Below are 17,826 nucleotides of genomic sequence, written 5' to 3' on the forward strand. Positions count from 1 at the left end.
CTTGCTAGTTAATAACAGAATACCTTGGATGATCAATTGTTGTTTTCTTAGTGCTGCGCTTAAAGGCTGTGACGCCAGTTCTGGCCAGCTCTTTAATTCCATAAGGCTTAAGCAGATCAATCATTGCTTCTACTTTGTCTTGGTCACCTGTTACTTGAACCGTTACGCTTTCTCTGCCTACATCGATAAGTGAAGCTCGAAACGGGCTCGCAACAGCTTCAATTTCTGCCCGATGCTGGGGAGCAGCCACAACTTTAATTAAAGCAAGTTCCCGAGCGACAATCGATTCGTCTGTAATATCACGAACTTTCAGCACATCCACTTGTTTATTCAACTGCTTAATGACTTGGTCAAGCCCGCGATGATTATCGACATTGACTACAAATGTCATTCTTGAAACGTCAGGGTTCTCTGTGACACCTACGGTAATACTCTCGATATTAAAATTACGTCTGGCAAACAGCCCAGTAATACGATTCATAACACCTGAGGTATTAGTAACAGTTGCTGTTATTGTTCGTTTCACGGCTTAATCCCCTCCATTTCTTGATGACCTTTGCCAGGTGCTATCATCGGATAGACATTTTCATCAGCAGTCACCCGGACATCTAATAATACTGGGCCGTTGTGCGCCAAGGCCTCTTGTAAAGCCTCTTTTACTTTTGATGGGTCCTCCACTTTTTCGCCTTTGATGTTATAAGCTTCAGCCATCTTTACGAAGTCAGGCTGGATAGGAAATAGTGAATTTGAATACCTTTCTTCGTAAAAGAGTTGCTGCCACTGTCTAACCATACCGAGTGAAGCGTTGTTAACCAGAACAATCTTTACCGGCAAGTTCAATTCCTGCAAAATCGACATTTCCTGAGCCGTCATCTGAAAGCCGGCATCGCCAATAACGGCAACCACTGGCGTTTCAGGCTCAGCAAATTGTGCGCCAATTGCTGAAGGGAACCCGAAGCCCATCGTGCCCAGGCCTCCCGAGGTGACCCAACGATTTGGTTTATTAAAGTGATAATACTGAGCTGCCCACATTTGATGCTGTCCTACATCGGTAGTCACGACAGCTTCACCATCTGTTGCTGTGAAGATATCTTCAATCAAACGCTGAGGTTTAATCGTTTCTTCATCCTTGTGATACCAAAGCGGATATTCGGTTTGTAATTCATGCAAATATTTTCTCCAAGCCGAGAAGTCGCCCCTGCTTTCACTTTTTTCAAGCAGCCCTTTCAGCGCTTCCCGGGCATCCCCTACTACTGGGATCTGAGTTTCAACAACTTTCCCAATTTCTGCTGGGTCAACATCAATATGGGCAATCTGGGCAGTCGGTGCAAAATGCTTCAAGTTGCCTGTCACTCTGTCATCAAACCTAGCTCCGATACTAATTAACAAATCACTTTCATGTAGAGCCATGTTTGCAGTATAAGTGCCATGCATACCAGCCATTCCAAGTGATAACTCATGTTGTCCAGGGAAGGCCCCAAGACCAAGCAATGTACTTGCAACTGGAATTTTCTGGGTTTCTGCATACTCAAGGAGTTCAGCAGCTCCTCCGGCGTGTAATACGCCGGCTCCAGCTAAAATCACCGGTTTTTCTGCTTGATTAACTGCATCTTGCAATTTTTTTAGTTGCAGTTTGTTTGGAACGAAGGTCGGATGATAACCTGGCAGATCCACTTCTTCATCATAATTAAATATTCCAGAAGCTACTGAGACATCTTTAGGCAGGTCGATAAGAACAGGGCCCGGACGGCCGGTTGTAGCGATATGAAATGCTTCTTTTATCACTCTTGGGAGATCACTTACCTCCCGTACTTGAAAGTTGTGTTTCGTAATAGGCATTGTTACCCCAACAACATCTGCTTCTTGAAACGCGTCCGTACCGATGACTGACGTTGCCACCTGCCCTGTAATAACGACCAATGGTAAAGAATCAATCATGGCATCTGCAATTCCAGTAACCACATTGGTGGCACCAGGGCCTGAAGTTACAACACAAACGCCCGGTTTGCCAGATACCCTTGCATATCCTTCAGCCGCATGGATAGCCCCTTGTTCATGCCTGGCTAAAATATGCCGAATACCTGTTTTATAAATTTCATCATAAGTGGGGAGAATCGCCCCGCCCGGATAGCCAAAAATGACATCAACTTTTTCCCGTGCCAAAGCTTTAATCAACATTGATGAACCTGAAACTTCTTCATAAGCATCATTTTCTTGTGTGGGGGTTTCAGCCATTTTCCCTTCCATTTTCATCTTACTAATCGCTCCTCCCGTAACCTGTTCTTATTCGTCCATATACACCAACAAAAAAATCTTTCCATCCAACATCGACTGGGGGCAATCCAGTCGAAGGGACGGAAAGATTCCGTGGTACCACCCTTCTTCGTAACATTTTTGCAAATGCTACCTCGATAACGAAATGTGTTCGTTATATTGATAACGGGCCAGCTGTGCGGGCTGCCCGGCCGTGAACTACTCAGTCTTTATTTCATCCCGGCACTCAGAGGGGAGTTCACAGCCGCCGGTGATACCGCATCTCAGCATACACGGCTCTCTGTTAAGCACCTTAACGGCTGTTACTTGACCTCTTCATCGTTTTATTATGCTTATTTTTATCTTTATCCAACTTCAGCATTTGACGAGGTTTTAACTTTCACACCATCTTCTATCACTTTTTCACGAAAAGCTTGTAGCAAGCGTCCAGTTTCTTCCCCAGGCTGACCATTACCGATTTGTCGACCATCGACTTTAACTACCGGGATAACTTCTGCTGCTGTCCCAGTTAGAAAGACTTCATCGGCAGTGTACACATCATGGCGGGTAAATGGTTCTTCTTTTAAGTTATATCCTAACTCTTCAGAAATTTCAATGATTGCTTGGCGAGTAATTCCTTCAAGAGCACCTACGTACCCAGGCGGTGTATAGATCGCATCGCCTTTAAAAATAAATATATTATCCGCCGATCCTTCAGCTACATAGCCTTGATCATTTAACATTAAAGCTTCACTGACTCCCGCCAAATTCGCTTCAATTTTCACAAGTACATTATTTAAATAATTCAATGATTTGACTTTTGGGCTCAAAACATCAGGACGATTACGACGAGTGGCAACTGTGACAATTTCCAGCCCGGTTTCATACAACTCTTTTGGGTAGATCGCTAACTTCTCGGCGATAACAATCACTTGAGGACGCTCACAGTTCTGCGGGTCCAAGCCAAGATTCCCGACTCCACGCGAAACAACAAGGCGAATGTAGGCATCTTCTAGTTCATTCTTTTGCAATGTCTCCACAATAATCGTAGTCATCTCTTTCATGTCGTAGGGGATAGACAGCATAATGGATTTGGCTGAATTATACAAGCGCTCAAGATGTTCATGCAGCTTATATACATTGCCTCCATATACTCGAATACCTTCAAATACCCCATCACCATATAAAAACCCATGATCGTAGACAGATATTTTTGCCTCTTCTTTTTTTACGAATTCGCCGTCCAGAAAAATCCACTGGTCGCCCATGTTGAATCACCCCTAGAACCGTTGTAAGTAAAGCGGGAAGCTTAGACATTTGCTGTAATGTAATATAGGCATTACCGGTTCATGTATTTCTCCGGTAGGCAAATGTGTCTTCCTTAAATACAAATCGTGTTTAAGGAATATCATACGCCGATTGTTACAGAGGGTCAACCACTTCTCGTAAAATAATTTGACGATTCCGACTTATGATTTTTTTTGAATGCGTTTACACTCAAAGATATCAGGGAATATAGCTATTTTTAATTTTTTTGACCATTTTTCTGAGTGATTGTTCACTCTTTTTTTGTAGGCGCTGCACTCGAAATTACGATATTAATCAAATGGGCATGCTTACTTTAACTTATGTAGGTTTGGTGATACGGTATGGGTGATTACACGGGCAAACCAACAGATTAAGTCTGTACTATAAAAAAAAGTATCTTTGCCCCCCGATCAGACATAGAGAAAAACCGTTGATATGTCGGGAATGGCTGACACTCTTGCGGGCCAAGTGGACCTGTCGATACCTTGCAGGTCGGGTTTCCCAAGGAGGCTCGCGACTCGCTCACTGAAGGGAGACCATAAACAACATATCAACACCATTCTCTAAACCATGTCTTTTTAAGAAGCGAGAGGGGACACTCATAAAAAACCCCCCCTTGCAAAGCAAGAGGGGGGATGGAGTCAGTATAAGTAATGGCGTCCCAGGCAGGATTCGAACCTGCGACCAACGGCTTAGAAGGCCGTTGCTCTATCCCCTGAGCTACTGGGACAATTCACGTACTGTTTTATAAATCAAAATAACGACATTTATTATATTAGCTAACTTTCGGGCCGCCGTCAACTTTAAATTTTCATGGATTTAATCTTTTTTCACCCTAGAGAGAAGAGAAGGAGGGAATTTAGACCTCTAGCCGAAGAGAGGTCATTTCTTCCCCTGAATCACGTTCAAAAAAACGAACATCCTCAATACCTTTTTCCGTTAAACGACAAATAGCATATGTCGCTTCTCTCGGTTGACGCGGTAATAGCAGACTCCCTGGGTTAACAAACACTACGCCTCGCTCATGAAAAGCAGCCACACTGTGCGAGTGCCCGAAACATACCAGGTCAGCCCCTGATTCCTCTGCTCGATACAACAGATTCAAGTGAGTCATCTTCACATTATGCAAATGACCATGTGTAACAAAGACACGCTGGCCCTCAATTTCGAGCAACGTTTCTTCAGAGAAATCCGTGCCAAAATCACAATTCCCTTTTACTATATTCACACCTTTAAGTACCTCATCAGTTCCCTCTAATTCTGAATCCCCACAATGGATTATAGCCTCCGTATCATTCGCATGCCTCGCTATTACTTTTGCAAGCTCTGTGCGGTCTCCATGAGTGTCACTAATGATTAATATATTTTTCATACGAGCCTTCCTTTCAAGCATTGTTCTTGCCAAGGATAATTCGTAGATTATATATGGACTAAAACCATTCATCCCAGCGTTGTATTAATTTTTCGAGAGCTTTACGGCGATGACTCAGCTTGTTTTTTTCCTCAGCTTCAAGTTCGGCCATCGTCCGATTCAATTCAGGCAGAAGAAACAGAGGATCATACCCAAACCCATTGTTTCCTTGTTGTTCTTTTGCAATTGTTCCTTCACAATATCCATGCACAACTTTTGTTTCCTCTTGTGGAAGAGCTACAGCCAATGCACAAACAAAACGAGCACTTCTCTTTTCTAGCGCTAGGCCCCCTAGCTGTTCCAGCAGCTTTTGATTGTTCTTTTGGTCATCCTTTTCTTTTCCAGCATAGCGGGCGGAGTAAATGCCAGGGGCTCCATCTAACGCATCGACTTCGAGCCCAGAATCATCTGCAAGCACTGGTATTTCGAAGGCTTTACAAATTGCTTCCGCTTTGATGATTGCATTTTCAGCGAAAGAAGTTCCTGTTTCTTCAACTTCTGGTATTTCCTCGAAATCTAGTAATGAATAAACCGCTGCTCGGTCGCCAAGCATCTCTTTAAATTCTTTAGCTTTTCCTTGATTTTTAGTAGCAATGACTAGCCTCATGACTCTGACACCTGCTTTGTAAGTAAAGTTGGAATTAATGTTTGCGCTTCACCTAATGATTGTTGTTGAATAAAAAACAATTGGCGAATTCCTTCTTCTGCAAGGTCTAATAATACATTCATTTCTTTTCTTGAGAAGGTTGCCTCTTCCCCTGAACCTTGCATCTCTACAAATTCTCCATTCCCGGTCATAACTACGTTCATGTCCACATCTGCATTCGCATCTTCCTTGTAACACAAATCGAGCAGTTCACCTTTTTCCGGGTCAACACCTACTGAGACTGCTGCTAAATAATCTTTAATAGGAGAAGTTTTGAGTGTTTCATTTTTCATTAGCTGATGAATCGCTAAAGTCATTGCTACAAAAGCTCCTGTAACAGAAGCTGTACGCGTGCCTCCATCGGCTTGTATAACATCACAATCGACCCATATAGTCCGTTCACCAAGAGCTTCAAGGTCGATTACTGCCCGTAATGCCCGGCCGATTAAACGTTGAATTTCCATAGTTCGACCCGTAAGCTTTCCCTTAGCAGCTTCGCGAATATTTCTTTGCTCTGTAGCCCGTGGCAGCATGGAATATTCAGCCGTGACCCAACCTTGTCCCTGCCCTCTCAAAAAAGGAGGAACCTTAGCTTCCACACTAGCTGCACAAATTACTTTAGTTTCTCCAACAGTTATTAAAACAGAACCTTCTGGGTGTTTCAAATAATCCGTTTCAATTGTTAGTGTCCGTAGTTCATCTGCTTCCGTTCGATCATCTTCACGCAGCATAAATGATATGACCACCTTTTTTTATTTTTTGTGGCTGCTGTTAATACCTAGCAGTGATAAATGTAATGCTACCTAGAATGAGCGCATTCATTACCGCTTTGTTGCTTTGTCATTACAATGGGAGCTTATCCACCTTACGATTTAACACCTTTGTATAATAAACACTCATACTAAACTTGTCGTATGATCCGGTTCAGTAATCTACCTTAAGCTAGATTATGCAACTCCTAGTGAAACTGAAAAAAAGGCAGCATAGCTGCTACCTTGTAAAATGTACTCTTCATTATAGCAAAAATAAGTCAACATTACATGTCTGCATAACCTGAGACACTCACATCATTACGATTAACAGGTTCTGCAATGACTTCGCCTGCAACACTTTTAACTTCTTCTACCCCATCCACAGCAATTGCAATATCCTCTACTTCCTCTAATTCAGTAAGTGAGAGCACGAGCATATCCAAAGAGGCTTGAGAAACACTGTCTTCTTGATTTAATAATGCTTCATTAAACTGAAGATGAAGTACTCCATCATCGAGTTCAGGCTCTGAGGTTAATTCAGTTTGAGGTACAAAGTCAGAAGCTAAATTCCAGGTAAGGTCAGGGCCATTTACAAGCTCCTCAACAATCGCTTCCACTTTATTATTGACATCCTCTATTCGGCGAGTAACTGGCACATATGAAGGCCCTTCCTCTCCATCAACAGCAAAGTACAAGGTATGCGCTTCACTTGCCGCAACATCCACTGTTCCTGCATCTTCCATGTTTATACCATTTGAACGCGTCCATCCTTCTCCAACTGGCGTTTCTGCCACAGGCATCGTCGACTGTTCATGCCCATTTATTTGGAATTTCACCTTATCAACACTATCATATTGAGTTAATGTCCACGTTACAGCTTGCAGCATGACCTCTTCTCGCTCTTCTGGATACTCTTCAATATCATTTGAAAAGTCCACCGTAGCCGTACCATCCTCATCAAGGTCTACTCCTTGAATTTCCGTACCTGGTGGCAACACTGGCTGCAGCCCATCTGGCAGCATTGGTGTAACCGGTCCATCCATGACCAGGTGTTCTAATGATTGCTTTAACACGCCTTCTTCCTCAGGAAGTTGAAAACTACGAGGTACGACCATGCCTTCATCATCTAGAAGATAAAGCTCGCGTTCAACCTGAGCACCATCGTCTAACCCCTCATCTATTTCTTCATCCTCGATTAAGTCTTCCTCATCAAACTCTAAGTCATCTTCTTCACTTGACCAATCTCCTTCTTCCCAGCTGGTCAAATCCTGTTCTTCCATACCTTCCTCATCTTCATCTAGCAGGACATTTTCCTCTTCTTCACCAAACCCACAACCTGCAATTAAGCCAGTAAAGACAAGTGAACTTGCCATAAATACTGGAATATACGTTTTTTTCACAGTCCAATCCCCCTTTAGACAGTTTGTACGACATATGTACGTGCCTAAAGAGAGAAATAGACCAGCATATTAGCATCAATTGTAGAATTTCAAGTTACGGCCCATGCTATTTTATGTTTTTAAAGAGAAAGGAAAGGATCACGCTTAGGAAGATGTCGCCAGGCTGACGCTGGTGACGACCATTTGAATATCAATACCCATCCAGCGTTTGGCAATTTGTTGAAAGTGTGTAGGAGACCCTGTCGTTAAAAACGAATGCTTTGGTTCTCCTTTTTCTGTATACAAAAGATCATGGTGATATAAAAGGGTACTAACTTCCCTGGCTGTTTCCTCACCTGAAGAAATGATATGAATATCAGGACCCACCGCTTCCCTGATCGCATCATACAAAAGCGGATAATGTGTACAGCCTAAAATAAGCGTGTCAAAATCTAAATTATTTAAAGAGGATAAGCCATTACGTACAGTTTCTAAAGCCTCAGACCCTGCAAAAACACCTTTTTCAACTAAAGGTACAAAAGCAGGACAAGCTAAAGCTTTAACTTGTATAGTTGGATGAATACTGCGGAGAGCTTCATCATAAGCTTGACTATTAATCGTACCTTCTGTGCCAATGACAGCTACTATATCCCTATCCGTAACTTTCAAAGCAGCAGTAGCTCCAGGGTGAATGACGCCAATAACAGGAATTGAAAGTTCTTCTTTCACTTCTTCTAATACAAAAGCAGTTGCTGTATTGCAGGCAATGACCAGCATTTTAATATCTGCTTTTCTCAGCTGCGCAATCATCTCCCATGTGAACCTGCGCACTTCCTCAATCGGTCGCGGTCCATAAGGACACCTAGCCGTATCCCCTATATAAATCATTTGTTCTTTTGGAAGTTGACGCGAAATTTCTTTAGCTACTGTTAATCCGCCAAGTCCTGAATCAATAACACCTATCGGTCGGTTCAATGTTGTCCCCTCAATTTCTTATGAATTAGTAACGCTTAACGCTCATATGCGTGTTCACTTTCCATTTCCCGGTGCAAAGAAGCTAATATTTTTTCTAACTGATCGACTTCTTGCTCAGAAAAGTCTTCAAGAACTTCCGATAAATAATCCTGTCTTTCCTTTACCACTTCTTGAATAATAGTTTTTCCTTTTTCAAGCAAATGAATACGGACCACGCGCCGGTCTGATTTATCTTTTATTCGTTCTACTAAATCATTTTTTTCCATACGGTCAACCAAGTCTGTTGTCGTACTACATGCTAAATACATTTTATTCGACAACTCCCCAATTGTCATATCTCCTTTTTCATGAAGCCATTGTAACGCCACAAATTGTGGGGGAGTAATCGGAAATTGATTTAGTATCTCACGTCCTCGCTGCTTTACAATGTAAGCAATTCTTCGGAGCGATTTTTCAACATTGGCCACTTGACGTTTATCTGTCATGTGAACTCCTCCCTCTTCATATCAGCATGCTTTATTATAAATGTAGGCTAACGAAACATTGCAAGTCCATCTTCATTCTGCCCGTTTTCAAAACCAAATGCAAGAAAGAAAAGCGGAGGGCGCCTGAACATTGGCGCAGGGCCCTTCTTCACCGCCGAGGAGGCTGTTGCCGCCGCAGCGCCGGGAAAAGGGATCACAAGCCAATGGCGCCCGCAGCTAGACATAGAAAAGCGGAGGCGCCTTGCTCAGAGGCGACAAGTTTTTCAGCATCTGAGCAGCGTGGCTTGCCGCGCGGAGTCAGAGGCAGAAAAATCCTCGAGCCTCTAGGCGCCCGGAGCTAGACAGAAAAGCTGAAAGCACCTTACCACTTCTTAACCGTTAAAAAAACCGCCCAGTAGCCTGGACGGCTTTTAGCAACACTGAGCGTCAATGCGCTATACGTTTAACAAACCTTGTTCCTTTATGAACTGTTCAACTTCACTAGACGTTTTTTTATTCAATACCTCATTGGCCAGTGGCTGAACGTCTTCGTAAGCTAAACCGCGAACTTGGGTACGAGCCGGAAGGATAGAAGTAGCGCTCATGCTAAATTCATCTAGTCCTAGCCCTAGAAGTATAGGGACAGCTGTTTCTTCGCCAGCCATTTCTCCGCACATCCCGACCCACTTTCCTTTTTCATGAGCTGCATCAATCACTTGTTTGACCAGGCGCAAAATCGCCGGATGATAAGGCTGATACAAATGCGATACTTTTTCACTCATGCGGTCTGCTGCCAACGTATATTGAATCAAGTCGTTAGTACCTATGCTGAAGAAATCAACTTCATCCGCAAAGAGGTCTGCCGCAACAGCTGTAGAAGGGATCTCAACCATGATGCCTAGTTCAATCTTTTCGGCAATCTCATGACCTTCTTCTTTTAAGTTGCGCCATTCCTCATCGAAGATTGCTTTTGCTTCTCTAAACTCTTCAATAGTGGCTACCATCGGGAACATGATTTTTAGGTTGCCAAAAGCACTCGCACGAAGCAAGGCTCGCAACTGTGTTTTAAACATATCGGTTTCTTCAAGGCATAAACGAATGGCTCGGAAACCTAAAAATGGGTTTAGTTCTTCCGGTAGGTCTAAATAAGGAAGGTCCTTGTCCCCACCAATATCTAAAGTCCGGATGACTACCGGCTTATTTTCCATCTCCGTTAAGACTTTTTTATAAGCTTCAAATTGCTCATCTTCACTTGGAAGCTCATTTCTTCCCATGTATAAAAATTCGGTACGGTATAACCCAATACCTTCAGCTCCGTTATTCAATACCCCTTCTAAGTCATCAGGCGTACCAATATTTGCAGCGAGTTCAACTTGATGGTTGTCTGTTGTAATTGAAGATTCGTTTACAACTTGTTTCCATTTTTCCTTTTGCTGTAAAAAACCTTCTTGTTTTTTCTCGTACTCTTCAACAACTGCACTGTCCGGATTAACAAAGACAGCTCCTTCAATTCCATCTATAATTAACAAATCGCCTGTTTTCACTTGTGCTGTGACCTCTTTTGTCCCTACAACCGCAGGGAGTTCAAGGGAACGTGCCATAATAGCAGAATGCGATGTACGTCCGCCAATATCGGTAGCAAAGCCTAGCGTGTAGTCACGGTTTAACTGAGCTGTATCAGATGGCGTTAAGTCTTCAGCAATAACGATCGATGTATCTTTAATCCCAGCTAGGCTTGTATTTTCTACGCCAAGCAAGTGCAGCATCACACGCTTAGAGACATCTTGAATGTCTGCAGCACGTTCTTGCATATATTCATTATCCATCTCTTGAAACATCGTGACAAACATATCTGTAACGTCTTTAAGTGCGCTCTCTGCATTAATCTTTTCGTCGCTTATTTTTGATTCCACTGCTTTAAGCAGCTCTGGGTCATCAAGGACGAGTAGGTGAGCTGCAAAGATTTCTGCATTTTCCTCACCTTGTTCTTCCAATGTTTTAGCTTTTATCTCTTCAAGCTCTTCTTTCGCTTTCCCAACTGCAGAACGGAAGCGCTCACTTTCAGCAGCAGGATCTTCAACGGATGTTTTTTCTACTGTCATATCTGGTTGTTCAAGAACAAAAGCTTTAGCAATTGCAATCCCTTTTGAAGCCGCAATGCCTTGCAGTTGGTTAGCCATTACTCTCCAAGCCCCTCTTTAACCACTTCTTCAATCGCGGCAATCGCTTCCTCTTCATCATTTCCTTCAACGGTAATTGTAACTTCAGCTCCTTGTCCTACACCTAATGACATAACACCCATAATTGATTTTAAGTTTACTGATTTTCCGTTATATTCCAATGTTACATCAGAAGAAAATTGGCCCGCTTTATTTACTAGTTGTGTAGCTGGTCTGGCATGAATACCTGTTTCACTTGTGATTTTGAAGTTTTTTTGTTGCATATTGTCCAACTCCTTTAGTTTTATCAATTATTGTCATCAACTTTATTCATTCCCTTACGTGTGCTTTTAATCAACATGATTTTGCTAGTTTTCATTAAAAACTGACTATCTTTCCTGTTTCCGATCGTATGATGACTTGCTTATGGTGTTTATCCCTTACCATTGCATAATTATTGTCTGCACTCTCATTAGGATTTCCCATTAAAAAAGGCACGAGTACCACAACAAGTTACTTTTGTAAGGTTTGCACTTAAAGTGCGCTCACTTACTTGTTCTTGTTTGTACTCATGCCTGATCGAGTCAGTAACACGTAAAGTTGAATGTTGTTTGTTGATGATTTATCTAGACTTAATGTAGCACACCCCTTCTGTTTAAGCAAGTGTTTTCCATGAATAGGACTTTAAAACAGTAGTCTTTTCTTTCAGTTTGTTCCCTCACTCGGACCCTATTCAATTACAGTAAAAGAACACAGGTATTTATCACCTGCCACTTACATTAAACCGGCTAAGAAACTGACCATCTGATTAGAAGGTGTAAAAGGGTTGTACCCATCAGCACATTAGGGAATGTGGTTTGCTGTTTATGATAAAACGAGCTATTAAATGCGGAGCTCCCCCATGCGGATCAATTCAATCACAGCTTGAGAACGCCCCTTTACTCCAAGCTTTTGAATGGTGTTTGATATATGGTTTCTCACCGTTTTTTCGCTGATAAATAATTTATTTGCGATATCTTTTGTTGTATGATCTTGAACGAGTAATTCAAAAACTTCACGTTCCCTTTTAGTCAATAACTGGCGCGGACTTCGCTCCATATCTGTCAACGTATTTCACCCTCTCCTCCTAGCTGAACTCACACAAAAACAAAATCATAACGCTTCCTCTTTAGCGTTCATTTCATTTTATGAGAAAAAAGGACTGACGTGACAGGAATTGGCGTACTTAGACGAATGTTGTCCATTAAATCCGGCCTAATTTTTCAAAATAAACACGCTGCCGACTTCTTTCGCCTAGAGAGTAGAAGAACGTTGGGGATAACTAAAAAAACTGAGCCACCATGAAAAAGTGACTCAGGAGCTTCTTATTATTTATCGCTACCAAAAAAGCTTTTGAATGACTGCACTGTCATTTCTCGATTTAATGCAGCAATAGACGTCGTTAATGGAATTCCTTTTGGACAGGACTGCACACAATTCTGAGAGTTACCGCAGTCTTGCAGGCCTCCCTCTCCCATTAATGATTCAATACGTTCTTCCTTGTTCATTTCCCCAGTTGGATGTGAGTTAAATAGACGGACTTGAGACACAGCTGCCGGTCCAATAAATTCTGAATTGTTGTTAACGTTAGGACATGCTTCAAGGCAAACTCCACACGTCATACATTTTGAAAGCTCGTAAGCCCATTGGCGCTTGTTTTCAGCCATTCTAGGTCCAGGCCCAAGGTCGTATGTCCCATCAATTGGAATCCAGGCTTTAACTTTTTTAAGAGAGTCAAACATACGGCTTCTGTCAACAATCAAATCGCGAACAACAGGAAATGTTTTCATTGGTTCTAGGTGAATCGGTTGTTCTAGATTATCAATCAATGCTGTACAGGATTGGCGGGGCTTTCCGTTAACCACCATCGAACAAGCTCCGCAGACTTCCTCCAAGCAGTTCATATCCCAATTGACTGGAGCCGTTTCTTTTCCTGCTGCATTCACCGGGTTGCGGCGAATTTCCATTAAAGCAGAAATCACATTCATATTGGCACGGTATGGAATCTCAAATTCTTCCGTGTAAGACTCCTCTTCTGGACTGTCTTGTCTGGTTATAATAAATTTCACTACGTTGTTTTCACTCATGATTTACCAGCTCCTTGCTTGTCACCCGCTTTTGCCTTTGAATAGTCACGTTTACGCGGTGTGATGAGTGAGACATCAACATCTTCATATTCGAATTTCGGCCCGCCTTTTTCTTGGTCAAAGCTAGCCTTAGTAGTCTTTAAGAAGTTTTCATCGTCACGGTCAGGGAATTCAGGCTTATAATGAGCGCCGCGGCTTTCGTTACGATTATAAGCACCCATTGTAATAACTCTGGCCAGGTGAAGCATTCCATCAAGTTGCCGCGTAAAGGAAGCTGCTTGGTTGTTCCAGCGGCCGGTATCATTAATATTGATATTTTCCCAACGCTCCATGAGTTCTTGAATTTTTTCATCTGTTTTTAATAAGTTTTCATTTTCACGTACTACTGTTACGTAATCCGTCATCCATTCACCGAGCTCTTTATGAAGCTGGTAGGCATTTTCTTTCCCGTCCATTTTCATAATTTTGTCGTTGAATGCTTGTTCTTCTTTCTCTTTCTCCTCAAAGATAGAAGACGACAGATCTTCAGCAAGGTAATCTAAACCTTGCATATATTCCACAGCTTTTGGTCCAGCTACCATTCCGCCATAAATGGCAGATAGTAAGGAGTTGGCTCCTAATCGGTTTCCTCCGTGCTGGGAATAATCACATTCGCCTGCAGCAAACAAGCCTGGAATATTTGTCATTTGATCGTAATCAATCCAGAGACCACCCATAGAGTAATGAACAGCAGGGAATATCTTCATTGGTACTTTGCGTGGGTCATCCCCCATAAATTTCTCATAAATCTCCATGATGCCGCCAAGTTTAATGTCCAACTCTTGTGGGTCTTTATGAGAAAGGTCAAGATACACCATATTTTCGCCGTTAATCCCTAGCTTTTGATCTACACAGACACTAAAGATTTCCCGAGTGGCAATATCACGTGGCACGAGGTTGCCGTAGGCCGGGTACTTTTCTTCTAAGAAATACCATGGCTTTCCATCTTTATATGTCCATACACGTCCGCCTTCGCCACGTGCAGATTCACTCATGAGGCGGAGTTTATCATCACCAGGAATAGCGGTTGGATGAATTTGAATAAACTCTCCATTAGCGTAGGAAGCGCCTTGCTTATAGACAGCCCCCGCTGCGTACCCTGTATTAATCATAGAATTGGTCGATTTACCAAATACAATACCTGGTCCGCCAGTTGCCATAATTACAGCATCACCGCGGAAGCTATAGGTTTCATGTGAAGATAAATTTTGCGCCGTAATTCCGCGGCAGCGTCCATCATCGTCCAGAACGGCCGAAAGAAATTCCCAATTTTCGTATTTCGTGACTAAGCCTGACACCTCATAACGGCGGACTTGTTCATCTAATGCATACAAAAGCTGCTGACCAGTGGTAGCACCAGCAAAAGCCGTACGATGGTGCTGGGTACCCCCAAAACGACGGAAGTCTAATAAGCCTTCAGGCGTCCGATTAAACATTACTCCCATTCGATCCATCAAATGAATAATTCCTGGAGCTGCCTCGGTCATTGCTTTTACAGGAGGTTGATTCGCAAGAAAGTCCCCTCCGTAAACTGTATCATCAAAGTGTTCCCACGGGGAATCCCCTTCCCCTTTTGTGTTTACCGCACCGTTAATTCCGCCCTGTGCGCACACTGAATGAGAACGTTTCACCGGAACGAGGGATAACAGGTCAACATTAACCCCTGCTTCCGCTGCTTTAATTGTTGCCATTAAACCAGCAAGCCCACCGCCGACAACAATTACTTTGCCGTTACTCATGATTTATTCACTCCTTATATATTAGCCAAATCCGGATTAATAAAAGCTAAAATCGCTCGAATACCAACAAAAGACAAGACGACGAACACACCGATGCTCACGTAAGTCATAATTAGTTGAGAACGAGGTGTAATCGTAATCCCCCAAGAAACTGCAAATGACCATAATCCATTTGCAAAATGGAACGTAGCAGAAAGAACACCGGCTATGTAGAATGCTAACATCCATGGACTACTCAAAATATCAGCCATCATATCATAGTTTACATCTACCCCAAGTGCTGCCTGTACTCGTGTCTCCCATACGTGCCAGGCAATAAAGATAAGAAGAAACACGCCAGTCACTCGCTGAAGCAAAAACATCCAGTTTCTAAAATATCCATACCTTCTCGTGTTGTTTTTTCCCTGAAATACAATATAAAGACCGTAAATGGCATGATACAAAATAGGTAAGAAAATAATAAAAATCTCAAGTGCATACCGGAAAGGTAAACTTTCCATAAAGCTTGCCGCTGCATTAAATGAGCTAGCCCCGTAGACAGCAAAATGATTCACAATGAAATGCTGAATCAAAAAGATACCAATCGGGATCACTCCCAAAAGCGAATGCAATCTTCTGTTAAAATACTCGCGATTCTCAGGCATTGCCCTGCTTCCTCCCTGTAGGTGAATTCTGTTAACTGGTTCCACTGTCCTCTTGCTATGTTGTTCCCCCAACTTCCAGGCAGCAGTGTTCTTTTGCAAAAAATGGACCCTGTCCGATTTTTGCGAAAAAAGAAAGTTGCACTGTAGAAACTCTTCTCTGTCCCGCCTGAAACGTCAACCCTCTATGGAATATGTAGAAAAAAACGTTGCAGCACCGCTATCAAGCATATGTAATCCTTGCACTGAGCAAACGCTCATCATTCTGCACATACTCCTTCATAACTTCAAAAGAGAAATACTACGTTGTTGTTCCTTTGGGCTACAATATGAAGAGTACAATTTCCCCTGTTCAACATTCCGACACATTCATTTTACTCCCCCCAGTTACCGACGTCAAGAAAACGGATTCACTATATTGGCGGGAATCATGCAATTTCCTATTCATTACATAAAGGAGAAATAGGTGTTTTCACCTATTCCCCCTGCAGCAGACGCTTGAAATCAACCAATAATCATGCGCTCTGTTGGATATTTATAATGTGTTTTTGTATCCTTTTTCTTCAACGAGAAAAGAAGCACTAAAATACCTACTCGCCCAATTAACATAAGTGTCATTAAAATAGCTAAGCTTGGGTTAGATAAATGTTCTGTTACGCCTGTAGACAGCCCGCATGTTCCAAAGGCTGAACTTGTTTCAAAAATGATATCATGTAATTCCACTTGGTCATTACCTCTTTCAAAAGCAGCAATCCCCATAACAGCAGAAAAAAGCCCGACAATGAAAAAAGACAACACGATGAAAGCTTTTTGCTTGTCTTCTGGGTGAACCTCTCGTCCAAACGCTTTAACATCGCTCTTACCTAGAGCAAAGCTTCGAATCGTTAAAAACATTACCGCAAGCGTGGTGGTCCGTATGCCACCACCCACACTAGAAGGACTGGCTCCAATGATCATCAACCCAGAGATAAATAAAACCGTAACCAGGGTAAAACCCGACACATCAAGCACAGTCAAGCCTGCACTCCTTGAGGTGGCAGAAGTAAACATTGTTTGAAAAAATTGTTCATGCCAGGCAAGTCCTGCAAAATAATATCCTCTTTCTAAAAACCAGATACCCAACCACCCTAATACAAATACGAGTCCATAGGTAGTCACCGTGATTTTGGTAAACAAACTAAATTTGAAGTTTTCATTTGAAGGACGAAAGTACTCTCGTATTTCCATAAGTACAGGAAAGCCGATGGCCCCGGCAAAAATTAAAAGAACCGTAATAAACTGCACATAATAATCATTAGCGAAAGGGAGCAACGATTCACCAGTCACATCAAATCCTGCATTTGTAAAGGCCGACAACGCACCAAATGCCCCCTGATACATAGCCTCACTAAACGTGTCAAAATACTGGGTGTAATAGGACCCTAATATTAGTGCTCCTATACCTTGGATCATCAATGCTGTAAATAAAATCCCACGCATTAATTTCACCATACCTGAGAATTGATACTGGTTATGGTCGACCATAATTAACAAGCGATGGCTTAAATTTATCTTTCGGCCTAATAACATCCACACAAAGGTCCCCAAAGTCATAATACCAATTCCACCAAGTTGAATGGCAACAGCAATGACAAGAATTCCAATCCCGTTAAAGGTTTCGGAAACTGTGATAGTTACCAGTCCGGTTACACTAACAGCAGAAACGGCCGTAAACAAAGCATCCATATATGTAAGCTCGCCCCCTGGTTGATGGGTTACAGGCAACCATAGCAAAATGCTTGCTACAAACATCGAAATTAAATACGCAACGATAATAATCCGAAATGGAGACATAAATTGGTGCAATCCACGCCGCATAAGAAACCGCCCTTTCTGAAACTCGCCATTTAGTATACCACCCATTCTTTTTCTCATCTATAGAGTTTGCTAGAAAT

Annotated in this window: 16 protein-coding genes, 1 tRNA gene and 1 other annotated feature; all 17 genes read right to left on the reverse strand. The window is 42.4% G+C overall.

From position 1 onward, the window contains the following. Positions 1 to 4 precede the first annotated feature (4 nt). Positions 5 to 526 carry an acetolactate synthase small subunit gene (gene ilvN / locus D469_RS0101790; protein ID WP_018921645.1) on the reverse strand — a complete coding sequence of 174 codons (522 nt, stop codon included), beginning with the start codon at positions 524 to 526 and terminating at the stop codon, positions 5 to 7. Continuing rightward, a complete protein-coding gene (gene ilvB, locus D469_RS0101795; RefSeq protein WP_018921646.1) occupies positions 523 to 2,253 on the reverse strand; it encodes an acetolactate synthase large subunit in 1,731 nt (576 codons plus the stop codon). The genes ilvN and ilvB overlap by 4 nt, the downstream gene beginning before the upstream one ends. Positions 2,254 to 2,347: 94 nt before the next feature. Then, positions 2,348 to 2,602 (reverse strand) — a binding site (T-box leader). Between the two features lie 16 nt (positions 2,603 to 2,618). Next, positions 2,619 to 3,521 (reverse strand): branched-chain-amino-acid transaminase, encoded by a 903-nt coding sequence (gene ilvE, locus D469_RS0101800; protein WP_018921647.1) that lies wholly within the window; start codon positions 3,519 to 3,521, stop codon positions 2,619 to 2,621. Between the two features lie 694 nt (positions 3,522 to 4,215). Continuing rightward, a tRNA-Arg gene (locus D469_RS0101805) sits at positions 4,216 to 4,291 on the reverse strand. Positions 4,292 to 4,420: 129 nt separating this feature from the next. After that, positions 4,421 to 4,933: a metallophosphoesterase gene (locus D469_RS0101810; RefSeq protein ID WP_018921648.1), complete on the reverse strand. Its 513-nt coding sequence runs from the start codon at positions 4,931 to 4,933 to the stop codon at positions 4,421 to 4,423. A gap of 58 nt (positions 4,934 to 4,991) precedes the next feature. Next, positions 4,992 to 5,579 (reverse strand): XTP/dITP diphosphatase, encoded by a 588-nt coding sequence (locus D469_RS0101815; RefSeq protein WP_018921649.1) that lies wholly within the window; start codon positions 5,577 to 5,579, stop codon positions 4,992 to 4,994. Next, entirely contained in the window at positions 5,576 to 6,349 is a 774-nt protein-coding gene (gene rph / locus D469_RS0101820; RefSeq protein WP_018921650.1) for a ribonuclease PH, read from the reverse strand. The genes D469_RS0101815 and rph overlap by 4 nt, the downstream gene beginning before the upstream one ends. A 305-nt stretch (positions 6,350 to 6,654) precedes the next feature. Continuing rightward, complete coding sequence (locus tag D469_RS0101825; protein WP_018921651.1) at positions 6,655 to 7,770, reverse strand: GerMN domain-containing protein; 1,116 nt, start codon at positions 7,768 to 7,770, stop codon at positions 6,655 to 6,657. 144 nt (positions 7,771 to 7,914) lie between these two features. Beyond that, positions 7,915 to 8,724: a glutamate racemase gene (racE, locus tag D469_RS0101830; RefSeq protein WP_018921652.1), complete on the reverse strand. Its 810-nt coding sequence runs from the start codon at positions 8,722 to 8,724 to the stop codon at positions 7,915 to 7,917. Positions 8,725 to 8,759: 35 nt separating this feature from the next. After that, a complete protein-coding gene (locus D469_RS0101835; protein WP_018921653.1) occupies positions 8,760 to 9,209 on the reverse strand; it encodes a MarR family winged helix-turn-helix transcriptional regulator in 450 nt (149 codons plus the stop codon). Positions 9,210 to 9,643: 434 nt separating this feature from the next. After that, positions 9,644 to 11,368: a phosphoenolpyruvate--protein phosphotransferase gene (gene ptsP / locus D469_RS0101845; protein WP_018921655.1), complete on the reverse strand. Its 1,725-nt coding sequence runs from the start codon at positions 11,366 to 11,368 to the stop codon at positions 9,644 to 9,646. Next, positions 11,368 to 11,631, reverse strand: a complete 264-nt coding sequence (locus D469_RS0101850) for a phosphocarrier protein HPr (protein ID WP_018921656.1) — start codon at positions 11,629 to 11,631, stop codon at positions 11,368 to 11,370. The genes ptsP and D469_RS0101850 overlap by 1 nt, the downstream gene beginning before the upstream one ends. A gap of 598 nt (positions 11,632 to 12,229) precedes the next feature. After that, a complete protein-coding gene (locus tag D469_RS0101855) occupies positions 12,230 to 12,445 on the reverse strand; it encodes a helix-turn-helix domain-containing protein (RefSeq protein WP_018921657.1) in 216 nt (71 codons plus the stop codon). Between the two features lie 269 nt (positions 12,446 to 12,714). Continuing rightward, positions 12,715 to 13,473, reverse strand: coding sequence for a succinate dehydrogenase iron-sulfur subunit (sdhB, locus tag D469_RS0101860; RefSeq protein ID WP_018921658.1), 759 nt, complete (start codon positions 13,471 to 13,473; stop codon positions 12,715 to 12,717). Then, positions 13,470 to 15,251 carry a succinate dehydrogenase flavoprotein subunit gene (gene sdhA, locus D469_RS0101865; RefSeq protein ID WP_018921659.1) on the reverse strand — a complete coding sequence of 594 codons (1,782 nt, stop codon included), beginning with the start codon at positions 15,249 to 15,251 and terminating at the stop codon, positions 13,470 to 13,472. The genes sdhB and sdhA overlap by 4 nt, the downstream gene beginning before the upstream one ends. A 14-nt stretch (positions 15,252 to 15,265) precedes the next feature. Next, a complete protein-coding gene (locus tag D469_RS0101870; RefSeq protein WP_018921660.1) occupies positions 15,266 to 15,895 on the reverse strand; it encodes a succinate dehydrogenase cytochrome b558 subunit in 630 nt (209 codons plus the stop codon). 501 nt (positions 15,896 to 16,396) lie between these two features. Further along, positions 16,397 to 17,749 carry a TrkH family potassium uptake protein gene (locus tag D469_RS0101875; protein WP_026286057.1) on the reverse strand — a complete coding sequence of 451 codons (1,353 nt, stop codon included), beginning with the start codon at positions 17,747 to 17,749 and terminating at the stop codon, positions 16,397 to 16,399. Positions 17,750 to 17,826 lie beyond the last annotated feature (77 nt).

This window comes from Salsuginibacillus kocurii DSM 18087 (assembly GCF_000377705.1).
In the GTDB taxonomy this organism is placed as follows: Bacteria; Bacillota; Bacilli; order Bacillales; family Marinococcaceae; genus Salsuginibacillus; species Salsuginibacillus kocurii.